A 17,180-nucleotide genomic window follows, 5' to 3' on the forward strand; every position below is an offset into this window, starting at 1 on the left:
AGGAAAAATAATGAATGAACTGCCTCTAAAATATAAGTTGAAGAAAAAATATTCAATAGCCGAATATATAGCGGAAAGTGATTTTTCCAATATATATCTTGCGACATACAGAAAAAAGAAATATGTTGTAAAAGAATGTTTTCCTGCTCAATTGGTTATAAGAGATAATGAATACGGAGTTTTTACAAATAAATACAAAACACAGTTTGGAATGGTGGTAAACAGTTTTAGAAAAGAAGCCGAAATATTGGAAAAATTTATCCATAAAGGAATAGTGGGACTGGAGGACTTTTTTGAAGAAAAAGGAACAGTTTACCTAATATTGGAATATTGTGAAGGGAAAACGCTGAAAGAATATATTTTAGAAGAAGATTTGACTGAAATAGAAATAATAAAAATATTTGAAGAAATAATGGAAGTAATAGAAGAAATTCACAGTAAAGACGTTATTCACAGAGATATAAAGCCTTCAAATATAATAATCGATAAAAATAGAAATGTAAAAATAATAGATTTCGGTTCTGCAATAACAAAAGAAGAAGAAAATGGAAAATATGTAAAGCTGACAAACGGCTATTCGCCTATGGAAATGTATTCGGTAAAAAGTAAAAATGATGAAAGAACTGATATTTACAGCCTTTCCGCATTACTTTATTTTATGCTGAATAAACAGAAGCCTATGGATTCTGTAAAAAGATTTTACTATCCCGAACTTCTTTATGAAGATACTGTAAGCGAAAATGCGAGAGTATTCATAGAAAAAGGGTTAGAGCAGGAAATGAAAGCAAGATATGAAAATATGCAGAAAATGAAAGAAGAATTTAAAAAATTGAACTTAACAGAATAAAAATAAATAAATCGGAGGATAAAAAATATGAGATTGTTTTATGAAGAAGAATTAAGAAGAAAATCATATTATGAAATGTATCAGATAGCAGTGGAAGAAAGACTTGTGGAATTATATACTTCCACACCGACAAGGGAAGAACTGATAAATTTACTTTTAAAGTACAGAGGAGCAAGACCCGATTATTGTATAAATAAATATAAGAAAGACGGGATTGCTTATGTACAGGCTTTGTTTGATGAAAAACTGAGCACAAGAATACACCATGAAAACAGAATAAAAATTCCTCACAAAATAATACTGTATAAAGATTTGAATTTGACAAGAGAAGACAACTATAAAATAATAATACCCGACTATATAGGAAATGCCAATGTGTTTTTAGTGAATGCAAATAACTATTTATGCGGGATACTGCAGCTCGAAAAAGATTTGAACTCAAGAGATGCCTATTATTTAGTGAGCAGACAGGAATTTTTGAGAGTGGAAGACTTGAAAAACAATAAATTTTCTTTAATATTTTTCAAAAATCCGGAACTTGAATTTATATACAAATTTTATAATGTAAAAGACGGCAATTCATTTCCGACATATCCGTATAAACTTGATTACTACAAAGTGGATATAGAAAATTTTGAAGTGAGAGATTTGGAAGAAACCAATGCGACTTTGTGTATAGATTTCGGGACTACAAATACAGCTTTGGGGGCTTATCTTGACAGACATTATGTGAGAGATTTGCCTACAAATGATATATTGAACGGAAATATAACGTTAAATGAAATAAACTATGTAAAATTTAATGACGGAGAAAGACATTACAGGGAGATATTTCCGACTCTTGCATATGTGGATAATTGCAGTAATCCTGACGATATAAAGTATTCGTTCGGATATGATGTGATCAAAAAGCTCGAAATGAATGACTATATAGTAAACGGTTCTTTATTTTACGGGCTTAAAAGATGGGTACATGACCATGATGAAGAAGAAAAAATAGTAGATGAATTGGGAAATATACTGTACATAAAAAGAAGAGAAATAATAAAAGCATATTTGAAATATGTTGTAAACAGAGCGGAATATGTATTTAAGTGTAAATTTAAAAGAATACACGCATCAAGTCCTGTAAGGCTGAAAGAACAGTTTTTGGATATGTTTCAGGAAATATTTACAACGGAGAAAAACGGGGAAAAAATTTATGAATATGAAATAATAAGAAAAAATGCAATGGATGAAGCTATTGCGGTCCTTTATAATACAATAGAAAATCAGATAAGAAAAGGAAAGTACAAAGAAGGGGAAGAATACAGTGCATTGGTAATAGACTGCGGAGGAGGAACGACAGACCTTGCAGCATGTAAATATACAATAAAAAACGGAAGAGTGGCATATCATCTTGATGTAAAGACAAGTTTTGAAAACGGAGATGAAAATTTCGGAGGAAATAATCTTACGTATAGAATAATGCAGTATTTGAAAATAGTTCTTGCTGCAAAGTATTCAGGAGAAGGAGTGATAACTATAGATGACCTTATAGAATATGACAATGATATGATTTACAAGGTGATAGACGAACACGGGATAGAAAAAATATTTGAGAAAATAGATGAAGAGTATAATAAATCCGAAAAAATAATACCTACAAAATTTGCAAAGTTTGAAAATAAGATGAGTGATGAATACAGAAAGATAAAAAATAATTTCTATATGTTGTGGGAAGCAGCAGAAAGTATGAAAAAGGAGTTTTTTAACAGAGACAGCAGATTAAGAACAAAGTTTGATATACTGAGAACATATGAAAAAAGAAATGATTTGCATATAACGCAGTTAAAAGCGTGGGTAATGCACATAACGGAAAACGGGATATTTAAAACAATAAATGAATACCCTAATCAGGTATTTACAATAAAAGAAGTGGAGAAAATAGTAAAAGCCGATATATATGCAATGCTGAGAAAGTTCCTTAATACATATTACAATGAGGGATTGCTGTTTGAGTACTCTTTAATTAAGCTGAGTGGACAATCGACAAAAATAAATACGTTTCAGGAAGTATTGAAAGAGTTTGTTCCCGGGAAAATGATAGAATACAAGGAATTAAGCCATAGAGATGATTACGAGTTAAAACTTAACTGTCTTGACGGGTCGATAAAGTATCTTGATTACAAGAGATTCGGACATATGGAAGTGGATATAGAAAATGAAGTGCCGTTGGTTCCTTATTCGGTTTGGGTAGAAAAATATAACGGAGAAAAGGAAAGAGTGTTGCAGACATCAAGAAAGGCGAGTATATTGATGGGCTATATAGATAAGGCGATATCTGCGATGGAACTTAAAATATATCTGCATAATGCCGAAGGAGAACTTAAAAAGGAAATGGTTTATAAGAATGAAATAGAGTACACGGAAGAAGATGCGGAAGAACTGATACCGAAATTTAACGGAGTAATAACACAGGACGATACTGATACGATACAAAATGATACAGTAAGATTCTTTGTGTATACGGACATGAATAATTGGGGATTTTTCGTATTTCCTGTGCAAAGAAGCGGAGATCAGCTATATTTGGGAAAAAGAGAGTATTTCCCTTATGAAGATAACTTAAATGAAATATCGTATTTTGATGGAGAGCATTAGGAAGATGAGAATAAATAAAAAAGACAATATAATATGGATTTTACCTCCTCTATTTGTATTTTTGGTTCTTTTAATGTTGGGAATGTGTACTCCGAAGATAAATAACAAATATATAATCGAAAATACAAAAATAGAAACATTGGAACTTTTTTTGGATATGAAAGGAGAAGTGGAAGCAAAAGACCTTCTTCCTATCGGACTTGATATTCAACTCGGGATTGATGATGTGTATTTTAAAGAGGGGGATCGTGTAAAAAAGGGAGATATAATTATAAAATTCAGTGATTATAAGTCAAAAGACCTTGAAGCAAAATTATATAATCAAAAACAGGAACTGGCTGTAAAAACTTCACAGTTAAGATATTTACAGGAGCAGTATAAATTAGGAGCTGATGTAACAAATCAGATACAGAAATTAATGGGAGAAATAAAATCACTCGAAGGAGAATTGGCAACGACAGGTAAAGAAAATGCCCTTGTTCAGAGAGTAGTAATGAGTCCGATAGACGGTTATATAGTAAAATTGAATGCTGTTAAAGGGGGAACGACAGACTCTCTGACGCCTGTTGTAATATTGGCAAAGACACATGATATAAAAATAGTGAGTGAGCCTTTTCCTGCAAATAAGCTCCAATATGTGAATTTAGGAAATAAAGCTGAAATAAAGGCAATTAATAATACTGAAACGAAATTTGAAGGAATACTTTATAAAATAAGTGACTCGGGTATTCCTGATTTGAAAGTGCTGGAATTTCTGACTTCTTCTTTTGCAGACGTTACGTTAAATCAAATATTGAAAATAAGGCTGATTTATCAGAAAAAGGAAAATGCGATAACAGTTCCTTTAAATGCAGTTGTTAAGAAAAAAAGTAGCAAAAATGGAGAAAAATATATTATTTATCTGATAAACAAAGACAATAAAGTTACGGAAAAAGAAGTACAGATAGGGATAAATAACGGAAAAAGAATAGAAATATACGGAACGGGTATTAAAGAAGGGCTTGAAATAGTAGCAAATCCCGATGATAAAATAAGAAATAATATAATAGTGAAAAGACGGGATTTGATAACCGAGAAAAAGAAAAAGGAAGAAGAGCTGTCAAAACTGGAAAAAGAAAACGAGAAAAAACAGAAAGAAATTGAAAAGAACGAGATAGAAATAATAAGACTTAAAAGAGGAGAAAATAAGAAGTAAAGAAAATGAAGAAAAAAATAAATTTTTTCAAAATTTCGGTATACATAATAGTTCCTGTAATATTTTTGGTTATAATTTATGAAATATACCGGACAGACTATAACGAGAATGAAAAAGTTGAAAATATATCGGGAGAAATATTAAAAGTACCCAATTCAGAAGGGAATACAGGAGAATTTGAATATGAAAGCTATATTGTAAGTGAAGAAATATCAGTTACGGATTTGGCATTGAAACTGAAAAAAGATGTCAAAGTTTTGCAATATAATAATCCTGTGACTGCAAAAAGCTGTTTGTTAAAACCGGGAACACGTATAATTGTGTATAAAGAGCCTGTGATTTTTTATAAAATAAAGGATGGAGATACATTAAGCGTGATTGCTTCAAAATTTCAAGTTTCCAAAGAGTCAATTATAAATATAAATTCCGATATAATACAGGAAAATCTTAGTAATAAAAAGTATCTTGTTATAAAAAATCCTGTGATAAATGACAGTCTTATTGTTGAAAAGGGAATGGAAGAAATAAGCAGTCTTGTTGATTTATCGGTCGAATTAAATAAAGGACATAATAAAAGTGATTTAATAAACAAAGAAACGATAATTTCCGATATATCAAATAACAGGACTAAAAGTAACAGAATAAAAAATAACTACAGCAGTGAGGATAATTTTGAAAATATCGAAGTAAAAGTTATAACTGATAATGAAAGTAATCAAAGTAATTTTGAAGGGGAAGAAGAAATAAAAATAACAAAAGAAGATATAAGAAAGCTGGACTTATCCAAAATAGAAAGTTATGAACTGTACTGGCCTGTGGTTTCTACGAAGATTACAAGTGAATTCGGGAACAGAATGCATCCTGTATTGAAAGAAAACAGATTTCACAGGGGAGTGGATATAGCTTCGGTAAAAGGAGCTGCAGTGAATTCGGGAGTTAAAGGAGTTGTAACATATGCGGGAGCAAAAGGAAATTACGGTAATATGATAGAAGTAAGAAGAAATGACGGACTGAAAGTGAGATATGCACATTTGAGTAAAATAGAAGTAAGAACAGGGCAAACAGTACAGGAAGGAGATAAAATAGGAGAAGTGGGAAGTACAGGTATGGCAACAGGGCCTCATTTACATTATGAAGTATTAATAGAAGATATCCCCGTAGACCCTATGAAATTTAAGTATCGTTAGTTAAAAGTCCGGGGTTAAAAATTAATCCCGATTTTTTGCTGAAAAAATATTTGCTGATTATGTAAATCAAATTTATAGAAATATATTGAAAAAATGAGAGAATAAACTGTTAAGTATTTGAAAAATGAAGACAAAAATTAAGAAAAATTAATTGTTATAAAAGTAGATAAAAATTGAGAAAAATGATATACTCTATAAGTCTTTATGAACGAAAAAAGAATCGGGCTGAAGATACCCGATTCTTAAAAGGAGTTTATGAAGAAAAAAGTTTTCACTTTTTCTATTGGTCAAGAGTATTATACTATCGTAATATTAGAAAGCACTTTTCTGTATCTTTGCTTTTAGTTTGAAAAGAAAATGAAATGCCTTAACGAAAAATGCTTTAAAATAAAGTCATTCAGATTTTCGGACTGCAAAAAGTAAAGAAATTACGGTGTTGGTGATGCTTCAAAAAATCAAAAAATTATAGAAAGTGAAAAAGAGAAAAGATGAAAAATTTAAGAAAAATATTTATTGTTTTGACAATTTTTGTAATATCTTCATTTGCTTTTGCAGAAGGAGAAAACTATTTTGATTATAAAGCAATCTTAATAGGGGACACAAACGGAAATATTGTGAGAGAAGAAAATTCTTATGCAGTAAGACCTTTGGCTTCGGTAACGAAAGTTATGACGATAATGCTGACACTTGATAAAGTCCATAGCGGAGAAATTTCTCTGAACGACAGAGTTGTAGTTTCAGAAGCTGCAGCCTCAGTTCCTTACGGGATAAAATTAGTAGCGGGAAATGAATATACAGTAAGAGATTTGCTGAAAGCAACAGCTATAAGATCGTCAAATAATGCGGCATATGCTCTTGCAGAATACGTATCAAAAGGGAATGTTTACGAATTTGTAAATTCGATGAATAATAAGGCAAGACAGTCAGGCTGGGATTCTTTGAGATTCTGTTCGCCTCACGGACTTCCGCCAAGTTATACAGGATCGTGTATGGATCAGGGAAATGCCAGAGATTTGTATAAAATGGCGATGAAAGCCGTTACTTATAAGGAATATATGAATATAGCCAAGGAATCTGTAGATTTTATCGATCACGGAAATATAAAATTAACAGCGACAAATCATCTTTTGGGAAAAGTTCCGGGAGTGGACGGGTTAAAGACAGGATATCATAATGCTGCGGGTTCGAATATAATATTGACAGCGAAAAGAAACGGCGAAAGAATGATACTTGTTATTTTAGGTTCTACGAAAGCAAAAAACAGAGATGCTATCGGAGAAAAAGAAATAAATGACTATTTTATAAACGGGTCGAAGTCTTTTAAAATAATAGATAAAGATACTGCTGTTGCTTATGCGAAAATAGGGAAAGACAGATACGGACTGTATCCTTCCGAAGATGTAACAGTTAAAAGTAAAAACGGCTTCGAAAAACCGAAACTCACTTATAAAGTGGCATTAAAAGACAATGTTTCGAGAAAAGATGTAGGACAGGTGGTAGGCACATTTATAGGAACTGACGGGAAAAATGAATATACAGGGGCATTAATAATGAAATAATTATATAAACAGTCTGAATAATAGAAAAAAAGGAGAAATCAATGTCCATCGGAATTTTTGATTCGGGAGTCGGCGGGCTTACGGTTTTAAAAGAGATAAGAAAAGTTTTGCCGAATGAGAAAATACACTATTTAGGAGATACGGCGAGAGTTCCTTACGGTGAAAAAACTAAAGAACTGATAGTGAGATACTCTAAGCAGATTACGGAATTTCTGCTTGAACAGAATGTAGATGCTATTGTAGTCGCATGTAATACTGCGACTTCTTTGGCTTTGGAGGAATTAAAAGAAACTTTCAGAGTGCCGATTATAGGAGTGGTAGATGCCGGAGTAAAAACGGCTCTTTATACTACAAAAAATAATAGAATAGGAGTTATCGGAACTAAAGCCACTATCAACTCGAAAAAATATGAAACTGAAATAAAAAATAAAAACAGTGCAATAGAAGTTTACTCAAAATCGTGTCCGTTATTTGTACCTGTTATTGAAGAGGGAATAACAAAAGGAGAAATAGTCGATTTGGTAGTGAAAATGTATCTTGAAGAATTTAAGGAGAAAATAGATTCTCTTATTTTAGGATGTACTCATTATCCGCTTTTAAAGGAAACGATAAAAAATCTTTATCCGAATATCGAAATTGTAGATCCTGCCAAAGAAACAGCAGAGGATCTCAAAAAAATTCTGACGGATAATAATTTAATGAAAAATGACGGAGAAAAAGGCAAAGAAGTGAGGTATTACGTCACTGACGGACAGGAAAAATTTAAAGAAATAGGAACAATGTTTTTAGACGAAAACATTGATTATGTTGAACTTATAAAATTGTAATCAAAGGGGGAAAGATATGTTTGAGTATATATTCGGAGAGCTGACAGTAAAGAAAATTGATTATGTGGCTTTGGATATTAACGGACTTGCGTATAAAATATTCATATCGTTAAAAACATTTGAAGCGTTGGGAGAAACAGGACAGGATGAAAAACTTTATGTCCATACCCATGTTAAAGAGGACGATATTTCTTTTTACGGATTTAAGACGGAAAACGAAAGAGAACTTTTTAAGGCTTTAATAAGCACAAGCGGTGTAGGACCTAAGTTGGGACTTGCCATTTTGTCTACGTATAATGTAAAAGATGTTATAAATATTGTTATTGAGAGTAATTCAAAATTGTTCACGAAAGTTCCGGGACTGGGAGATAAAAAAGCTCAGAAAATAATACTGGATCTGAAAGATAAAGTTAAAAAGCTGAACATAATAGAAACATATAACGAAAACGGCGAAATTTCCAAAGGAAATCCGATAGTTTCGGATACGTCAAATACGAAAATACTGTTAATGAAAGAAGATATAAAACTGGCATTGGAATCATTGGGATATTTGAATGCCGATGTTTCCAAATGGATAAAAGATGAAGAGTTTTCACAAATAAATGATATAGGAGAAGCTATTAAATCTATATTGCAAAAAATTCAAAATAAAAAATAATACCGAATATAAGTTTCGGAAATATTGATACAAATAAAATTATGGAGGTAAGTTTGTGGCAGGGCACAGTAAATGGGCAAATATCCAACATAGAAAAGGAAGACAGGATAAACAGAGAGGAAAGGCTTTTACAAGATTAGGAAAAGAATTGATGATTGCGGCAAGAATCGGCGGAGGGAATGTGGACTTTAATCCGAGATTAAGACTTGCCATAGATAAAGCCAAAGCGGCGAATATGCCTAAGGATACTATTGAAAGAGCAATAAAAAAAGGAACAGGGGAACTTGAAGGAGTAGATTATATTGAAATAAGATATGAAGGCTACGGACCCGGTGGAATTGCTTTTTTAGTGGATGTAGTTACCGATAATAAAAACAGATCGGCATCGACAGTAAGAATGAATTTTTCGAGAAATGACGGAAACTTGGGAGAAACAGGTTCTGTTGCATTTATGTTTGACAGAAAAGGGATTTTTGAATTTGAAAAAGGAAAAGTTGATGAAGAAAAACTGATGGAAATCGCACTCGAGGCGGGAGCTGAAGATGTAGCAGACAAAGAAAATTCTCTTGTTGTAATAACCGATCCTAATGATTTTGAAACAGTAAAAGAAACGTTGGAAAAAGAGGGTCTAAAGACGGAAGAAGCTGAAATAACGATGTATCCTCAAAATGAGATAGATATTACAGATACGGAAACTGCAACTAAAATATTGAAGTTATACGACGATTTGGAAGATAATGAAGACGTTCAGGAAATATATGCCAACTTTAATATAAGTGATGAAGTTTTGAGTCGGATAGAGTAAGCGGAAATCATCTGCTTTTTACTAAAAAAAGCAGCAAAAAATAACTCAACTCAAATTTTGCATACTTAAAAATGTCCGTTTGCTATGAAAACAAAAAAGATGTTTTCATAAACGCTCACTAGCACATTTTTTACGTTGTAAAATTTGAATGTTGAGAGAGAAATAAAATTCTGATATTGAAAAAGATAAAATCAAATAAAATTTCTAAAATGAAAAAAAATTTAAAAATTATTTTTGGTTAAAAAAGTTTTTCTTGATTTTCGATTTATAATATTGTATTTTAGTCATTTGATTGAAAGTAAAGTTAAAAAAATATATTAAAAAAAAAGATTTTAAATATTGACATGAATAACATGAAGTGATATATATTAAGTATAATAGTGTTTATATTCTACAGGAGTATGGATGAAAAGAAAAGGAGTTGGTTTGAAATGATGAAGTATTTGCAAAAAATCGGTAAATCTTTGATGTTACCGGTGGCAGTTTTACCGGCAGCAGCGATTTTATTAGGGATAGGATACAGACTTGATCCTGTAGGTTGGGGAGCTAACAGTTCTATAGCAGCTTTTTTGATTAAGTCGGGAGCCTCTATACTGGATAATATGGGTATTTTATTTGCAGTGGGAATAGCAATAGGAATGACTAAAGAAAAAGACGGTTCATCGGCTTTAGCAGGATTGGTAGGATTTTTGGTTATAACTACTTTATTATCAAAAGATTCAGTAGCAGTTTTAACAAAAGTAGACCCCAATAATGTACCTTTAGCTTTTGCAAAAATGAATAACGGAAATGCTTTTATCGGAATATTAGTAGGAATAATAGCCGGAGAAATATATAACAGGTTTCATAAAACTGAATTGCCTATGGCGTTTGCCTTTTTCAGCGGAAGAAGACTTGTGCCTATATTAACTGCCACAGCAATGCTTGCATTATCACCGGTATTGTTCTTTGTATGGCCTGTAATATTCGGAGCATTATTAACATTCGGAGAAACATTCCTGAAATTGGGAGCTGTAGGAGCGGGGATATTCGGATTCTTTAACAGACTGTTAATACCGTTAGGATTGCACCATGCTTTAAATGCCGTTTTCTGGTTTGATATAGCAGGTATAAGCGATATAAAAAACTTTCTTGGAGGAACGGGAACAAAAGGTATAACGGGAATGTACCAGGCGGGATTCTTCCCTATTATGATGTTCGGATTGCCGGCAGCAGCATTTGCAATGTATCAAACAGCAAAGCCTGAAAAGAAAAAACAGGTAGCTTCATTAATGCTTGCTGCGGGAGTTACTTCGTTTGTTACAGGAGTAACAGAGCCTCTTGAATTTGCATTTATGTTTGTAGCACCTGTACTATATTTTGTACATGCCGTTTTGACAGGAATAAGTTTATTTATATCGGCACTTTTCCATTGGACTGCAGGATTCGGATTCAGTGCGGGACTTATTGACTTTACACTTACTTCGGGAATGCCTATGGCAAATAATTCTTTGATGCTGTTAGTACAGGGATTGGTGTTTGCAGTAATTTATTACTTGTTATTCAGAATATTGATAGTTAAATTTAATCTTATGACACCTGGAAGAGAAGAAGATGATAATAAACAGGAAATGGAAATAAGATCATCGAATAATAATCATGCCGAAGTTGCAAAAATTATATATGAAGCATTAGGCGGAAAAGAAAATGTTGTATCTATTGACAACTGTGCAACAAGATTAAGACTTGAAGTAAAGGATACATCGGCAATAGACGATAAAAAAATAAAACAGGTATCGGCAGGAATAATAAAACCTTCCAAAACAAGTGCTCAGGTAGTTATAGGACCTTTGGTAGAATTTGTTGCGGAAGAAATGAAAAAATTTTAATGTCGGGAAATGGAAAACAATAAGGAAATAAAAAAACAAATCTCCTGTATTGCCATAGCCAGTGTAATAGCTAAACTGTAGTGGCAGGAGTATGAGGGCAGCAACAGCCCTCATTTAAGATTTTAGGAGGGAAGCAGAATGAGAGTAATAATTTTGAAAGATAAGCAGGAAATAGGAAAATGGAGTGCTTATCAAATAGCAAAAAAAATATTGAAGTTTAATCCTACAGCAGAGAAGCCTTTTGTTTTAGGTTTGCCCACAGGATCGACTCCTTTAGGAACATATAAGGAACTTATAAATTTGTATAAAGAAGGGATTATTTCCTTTGAAAATGTTATAACTTTCAATATGGATGAGTATGTAGGACTTTCTCCTGAACATGAGCAAAGTTATCATTATTTTATGCACGAAAATTTATTCAAGCATATTGATATAAAACCTGAAAATGTTAATATACTTGACGGACTGGCAGAGGATTTGACGAAAGAATGTCAAAGATATGAAGACAAAATAAAAAGTGTCGGAGGAATAAAACTGTTTTTAGGAGGTATAGGAGAAGACGGACATATCGCTTTTAATGAGCCGGGATCATCTCTCGCTTCGAGAACGAGGGATAAAGAGCTGACTTATGATACTATTCTGGTAAATTCGAGATTTTTTGATAATGATGTAAATAAAGTTCCTAAACTTGCGTTGACAGTGGGTGTGGGAACGTTAATGGATTCCGAAGAACTTATGATACTTGCTGACGGATATAAAAAAGCAAGAGCCGTATATCATGGAATAGAAGGCGGAATAAATCATTTGTGGACAGTGTCGGCATTGCAGTTACACAGAAGAGCAATTCTTGTCATTGACGAGTCGGCAGCTTCGGATATAAAAGTAAAAACTTACAGATATTTTAAAGAAATAGAAGCTCATAATCTTGATTTGGAAAAATACAAAGAGGAAATAATAAAATTAAAAAAATAGTTTCAATACAAAATATAACTGAAGGAAGGTAATATTATGATTATTAAAAATGCCAAAATTTTTGACGGAGAAAAATTTACAGATAAAGATGCTGTAGTTATTGAAGACAAAAAGATAAAAAAAGTAGCAAATACATCGGAATTGTCTGAAGAAGAATTGAAAAATCATGAAGTGGTAGACATAAACGGAATGATCTTATCGCCGGGATTCCTTGATTTGCAGATAAACGGATGCGGAGGAGTTCTTTTTAATGACGATATTTCAAGAAAAGCATTGGAAATAATGAATGAGACTAATAAAAGATTCGGATGTACTTCATTTTTGCCTACACTGATAACATCTCCCGATGAAAAAATAGAAAAAGCATTAGATTTGATAAAAGAAATGCAGGATAAAGAAGAAATAGGAGTTTTGGGACTTCATATAGAAGGTCCTTATATAAGTGTGGAGAAAAAAGGTATTCACAGACCTGAATATATAAGAATTTTATCCGATGAAATGATACAGAAAATAGCAGATGCAGGACCTGAAGTAACAAAAATAATAACTATTGCTCCTGAAAAAGCTAAAGTTGAACATTTGAAAACTTTGAAAAATGCAGGTTTAAATATAGCTGTAGGGCACACAAATGCTACTTACGAAGAATGTATGGAAAAGAAAGAATATTTTAACTGTGCAACACATCTGTACAATGCGATGAGTCCTTTAGAATCAAGAAATCCGGGAGTTATAGGGTTCTTATTTAATAATGATACTACAAACTGCGGAATAATAATAGACGGGTTCCACATGGAATATCCTTCGGCGGAAATCGCAAAGAAAATATTGAAAGAAAGACTTTATCTTGTGACTGATGCCGTAAGTCCTGCGGGAACTGACAATATGACAGAATTTATGTTTGAAGGAAACAGAGTGTTGTATGAAAACGGAAGATGTTATTCTCCTTTAGGAACATTGGGAGGATCGGCTCTTGTTATGATAGACGGAGTTAAAAATCTTGTGCAGCATGTGCATGTTTCTCAGGAAGAAGCACTGAGAATGGCTACTTCTTATCCTGCAAAAGCCATATCCGTAAATGACAGATACGGATATATAAAAGAAGGATATATAGCCGATTTGACTTATTTTGATGATAATTATAAAGTCAAAGGAACAGTGGCAAAAGGAAATCTTACAAAATATTAATAAAAGAGGAAGTTATGGCAAAGGGTATATTACGTGAATTACATGATATTAATTCTTTAAAATCAAGAAGAAAAAGTACGGTTTTAATATTTTTCTGTTTTTTAACGGGAATTGTTACAGGAGGAGTTGTTGCTTCTTACAGATTACTACTGGATAAAATAGCATATTTCAGACACGATTTTTTTAAAGATATGTCTTTGGGAAGAGTGATTATCGGAATGTCGATTTTTATTCTCATAGGAATTGCTGTACAGTTTATGCTTTCAAAATATCCTATGATAAGCGGGAGCGGAATACCTCAGGTAAATGGTTTGCTGCAAAAGAAAGTCGGATTTAACTGGTTTCCCGAATTGATATGTAAATTTGTCGGAGGAGTTTTGGCAATCGGAACAGGGATGTCTTTGGGAAGAGAAGGTCCTTCCATTCATTTGGGTGCATTAATAGGTGACGGGATAAATAAACTATCCAAGAGAACAAGTGTAGAAGAAAAATATCTGGTTACATGCGGAGCAAGTGCAGGATTATCAGCTGCATTTAATGCTCCTCTTGCAGGAGCAATATTTGCACTGGAAGAACTGCATAAGTTTTTCTCTCCGTTACTGCTTATTTGTGTACTTGTAGCAAGCGGTGCTGCCAATTATGTATCAAGAACGATTTTGAAAACCGGAATTACTTTTCAGCATAATTTTGTTTTACCTGACGGTACTTCTCCTCTATTTGCTATTGTAACGACTGTAATTTTTTGTGTTATTATGGCAGTATCGGGAAAAGCTTTCGGATATTTTCTTGTTTATTTCCAGAAAAAGTACAAGGGAGTAAAGCTGAATAAATATTTAAAAATATCATGTTTTATGATAATTGCTTATTTGACAGCGGTATTTTTTAGAGAAGTAACAGGCGGCGGACACGATTTGATAGAAAATATGTTTCAAGCCGATGTTCCTCTGAAAATATTGTTCGTTATTCTGATTTTGAAGTTTTTTTACAGTATGCTCAGTTACAGCACAGGCTTTCCGGGCGGGATATTTTTGCCGATGCTCGTAATCGGAGCATTAGTCGGAAAAGTGTACGGAGTGATTTTAGTTAATTATTTTTCTGCTTCAAATGAATTTATAGTTCATTTTATGCTTTTGGGAATGGCAGCTTACTTTACGGCAGTAGTAAAAGCACCTATAACAGGGATTATACTTATACTTGAAATGACGGGAAATTTTTCTTGTCTGTTTTTGCTTACGATAACTGCAACAATTACTTATATTTTGACTGAAATGATGAAAATGGAGCCGATTTATGAAGTGCTGTTTGAAAATATGTTTGCTAAAAGTGAAACTGAAAAAAAGGGCAGCCACAGTCCGGGAAAAGAAAACAAAATTGTTACTTTGCTGATACATGTAGGAGCCGACTCCGAATTGGAAAATAAAAAAATAAAAGATCTCAATTTGCCGAAAAAGCTTTTGATTGTGAGTGTCAGAGCTAACGGGAAAGAATATATTCCTGACGGAGAGACCGTTGTAAGAAGCGGAAATCAGCTTGTAATTGTAACGGATTACAAAACTGCTCAGAAGTATGCTTATGATTTGAAAGATAAGGGGATAAAGATTTTATAAAATAATTTTTGAAAAATGTAACTATTGCTTGACTTTGTGTATTAGTTTTGTTTTTTCATTTTGAAAACAAAGAGAAATTCAGGTAAAATAACGGTTTATATATAATTTAAAAAATCCTGTGATTCATTAATAATGAAAATACGGGATTTTTTCTATATAATCCTTAAAACTAAGAAAATTAAAATCCTAAATTTCCGAAGAATTATACATATGAAAAAAGGACATAGAATTAGTCTTTTTCTATAATAATTCTTCAGGAAATTTAATATCCATATATTTAAATATTTCTTTCTGTTTCTTTGTTACTTCTCCCAATTTAAGTTTTTCATTACCTCTTTCATAACTTTCTATCAAGTCCAATTCATCAAGAAGTTCCTGTGTTGTGTATTTCTTATATAATTCTTTTTCACTCATCTTATTTTTTATATACGATAGCATTACTAATGACACGAATGTTACAAATATTTTTCCATCCATTGTAGGTTTTGATGATACTCTTAATCTTCTTGCATCAAGTCGGTCTTTTATATTATGAAATGCTTTCTCTGCTACATCTTTTTGTCTATATATACTTAATATTTCTCTTGCTTCAAGATTTTCATTACTTATCAAACTGAAATAACCATATTTTTTCATATGTTTTTCTATAATATCATCTTTTGCTACAGCAATTATATTTTCTTTTTCAACTTTAATATCGAAATATTTCCTATAGTCTTCGACTCTTTTTTCATTTTCTACATTATTTTCTATATCTGTTTTTAATTTAATCAGGTATTCTGTAAAATCTTTATCTTCTTTTAAAGCTTTTCATCATCAAAAAACACATACAAGTAAAGATACTTCTTATTTTCCTTGTCTGTATCGTCCCACATAAGTATTTCTTTTTTTACCATATATATTATATTCAGCTATATAATTAGTAAATTTCTTAATATCTTTTACTTTTCTATTCTTTCTTTTATTATTTTTGATGATGACTTTGTTCCTACAATAAATTTAAATTTATTATTCATGAGTTCATCTATATTGTTTTACTGTAGAATCCTCTATCCATCACTAATTTAGGTTTCTTAACTCCTATATACTGAACATCTTTTATTAATCTTCTAACTGTTGACACATCAACAATGTTTCCTGGTAAAACTCTATAGTAAAAAGGCAATCTTGACTTTTCTCCATACAAAATTGCAAGATTGATTTGTGCTAATGTATCATTTTCCTTATTATATCCGTATCTCATTTGATTAATAGCTTTTGAATAAGATGATATGCTTGTTGTATCATAAGCCCAATACTCATCTTCTTTCAACTGTTCAGCCTGTAATTTAAAGAAATTGTTTTTTCCGCTTTCATTTATTTCTGAAAACATTTCACTTATTCTTTGAGAAGTTAGTTCACTTCTGTTAAATGTTTTATGAATTTTACTCCATTTTCATATCTTGATATAGGACTATCTTTTCTAATATCAGATATTGTGCAACAGATAAAATTTCTTTGTACAAATCAGGAAAACATTCTTTAAGATTAGAAGTCAGTCCCAATTTTTTAGCAATAAGATTTAAAAGCAGATTAGCACCATAAAATTTACGCTTATCATTTTGAGCTTTATTTTCTTCCAATTTCTTTTTTGGAGTGGAAGTAGGTACAATTTGTCCAGTAAGAGGGTCCTTAATACCGATTAATTTTCTTTTAGATTTAGATTTTTTTTCAGATTTATCCCAATAGTTAATAGATTCATAAACATAAGTTTTATTGTATTTTTTATTATATAGAAAAACTAAAGAAGCCATAAGATTATCACCTATGTATAATTATACATAGAAA

15 protein-coding genes are annotated in these 17,180 nt (G+C 31.9%); 12 read left to right on the forward strand and 3 right to left on the reverse strand.

Annotation, left to right across the window (positions count from 1 at the left end; all coding sequences use genetic code 11):
• Window positions 1-10: 10 nt before the first annotated feature.
• From FVE72_RS01095 to FVE72_RS01150, 12 genes are all read left to right on the forward strand, one after another.
• Window positions 11-847 (forward strand): protein kinase domain-containing protein, encoded by an 837-nt coding sequence (locus FVE72_RS01095; protein WP_026736921.1) that lies wholly within the window; start codon window positions 11-13, stop codon window positions 845-847.
• A gap of 27 nt (window positions 848-874) precedes the next feature.
• Complete coding sequence (locus tag FVE72_RS01100) at window positions 875-3,490, forward strand: acetate and sugar kinases/Hsc70/actin family protein (protein WP_026736922.1); 2,616 nt, start codon at window positions 875-877, stop codon at window positions 3,488-3,490.
• A gap of 4 nt (window positions 3,491-3,494) precedes the next feature.
• A complete protein-coding gene (locus FVE72_RS01105) occupies window positions 3,495-4,685 on the forward strand; it encodes an efflux RND transporter periplasmic adaptor subunit (protein ID WP_026736923.1) in 1,191 nt (396 codons plus the stop codon).
• Window positions 4,686-4,690: 5 nt separating this feature from the next.
• Complete coding sequence (locus FVE72_RS01110; protein ID WP_051411711.1) at window positions 4,691-5,872, forward strand: M23 family metallopeptidase; 1,182 nt, start codon at window positions 4,691-4,693, stop codon at window positions 5,870-5,872.
• Window positions 5,873-6,360: 488 nt separating this feature from the next.
• The gene (locus FVE72_RS01115; protein WP_026736924.1) at window positions 6,361-7,431 is read left to right on the forward strand and encodes a D-alanyl-D-alanine carboxypeptidase family protein; all 1,071 of its coding nucleotides are present in this window, start codon (window positions 6,361-6,363) and stop codon (window positions 7,429-7,431) included.
• Window positions 7,432-7,472: 41 nt separating this feature from the next.
• Complete coding sequence (murI, locus tag FVE72_RS01120; protein ID WP_026736925.1) at window positions 7,473-8,258, forward strand: glutamate racemase; 786 nt, start codon at window positions 7,473-7,475, stop codon at window positions 8,256-8,258.
• Window positions 8,259-8,274: 16 nt separating this feature from the next.
• Window positions 8,275-8,916, forward strand: coding sequence for a Holliday junction branch migration protein RuvA (gene ruvA / locus FVE72_RS01125; RefSeq protein ID WP_026736926.1), 642 nt, complete (start codon window positions 8,275-8,277; stop codon window positions 8,914-8,916).
• A 55-nt stretch (window positions 8,917-8,971) separates the two neighbouring features.
• Window positions 8,972-9,721, forward strand: coding sequence for a YebC/PmpR family DNA-binding transcriptional regulator (locus FVE72_RS01130; protein ID WP_006806488.1), 750 nt, complete (start codon window positions 8,972-8,974; stop codon window positions 9,719-9,721).
• A gap of 431 nt (window positions 9,722-10,152) precedes the next feature.
• A complete protein-coding gene (nagE, locus tag FVE72_RS01135; protein WP_026736927.1) occupies window positions 10,153-11,589 on the forward strand; it encodes an N-acetylglucosamine-specific PTS transporter subunit IIBC in 1,437 nt (478 codons plus the stop codon).
• 138 nt (window positions 11,590-11,727) lie between these two features.
• Window positions 11,728-12,561, forward strand: coding sequence for a glucosamine-6-phosphate deaminase (gene nagB, locus FVE72_RS01140; RefSeq protein WP_026736928.1), 834 nt, complete (start codon window positions 11,728-11,730; stop codon window positions 12,559-12,561).
• Window positions 12,562-12,597: 36 nt separating this feature from the next.
• The gene (nagA, locus tag FVE72_RS01145) at window positions 12,598-13,746 is read left to right on the forward strand and encodes an N-acetylglucosamine-6-phosphate deacetylase (protein WP_006806514.1); all 1,149 of its coding nucleotides are present in this window, start codon (window positions 12,598-12,600) and stop codon (window positions 13,744-13,746) included.
• A gap of 14 nt (window positions 13,747-13,760) precedes the next feature.
• On the forward strand, window positions 13,761-15,353 hold the full coding sequence (locus tag FVE72_RS01150; protein ID WP_036055983.1) for a ClC family H(+)/Cl(-) exchange transporter: 1,593 nt from the start codon (window positions 13,761-13,763) through the stop codon (window positions 15,351-15,353).
• Window positions 15,354-15,593: 240 nt separating this feature from the next.
• On the opposite strand, the gene FVE72_RS01155 is transcribed toward FVE72_RS01150, so the two are convergent.
• From FVE72_RS01155 to FVE72_RS01165, 3 genes are all read right to left on the reverse strand, one after another.
• Window positions 15,594-16,127 (reverse strand): IS1634 family transposase, encoded by a 534-nt coding sequence (locus FVE72_RS01155; RefSeq protein ID WP_146966321.1) that lies wholly within the window; start codon window positions 16,125-16,127, stop codon window positions 15,594-15,596.
• Between the two features lie 250 nt (window positions 16,128-16,377).
• A complete protein-coding gene (locus FVE72_RS01160) occupies window positions 16,378-16,725 on the reverse strand; it encodes a transposase (protein ID WP_146966324.1) in 348 nt (115 codons plus the stop codon).
• 52 nt (window positions 16,726-16,777) lie between these two features.
• Window positions 16,778-17,146 (reverse strand): hypothetical protein, encoded by a 369-nt coding sequence (locus FVE72_RS01165; RefSeq protein ID WP_146966327.1) that lies wholly within the window; start codon window positions 17,144-17,146, stop codon window positions 16,778-16,780.
• Window positions 17,147-17,180 lie beyond the last annotated feature (34 nt).

It is taken from the genome of Pseudoleptotrichia goodfellowii (assembly GCF_007990505.1).
GTDB lineage: Bacteria > Fusobacteriota > Fusobacteriia > Fusobacteriales > Leptotrichiaceae > Pseudoleptotrichia > Pseudoleptotrichia goodfellowii.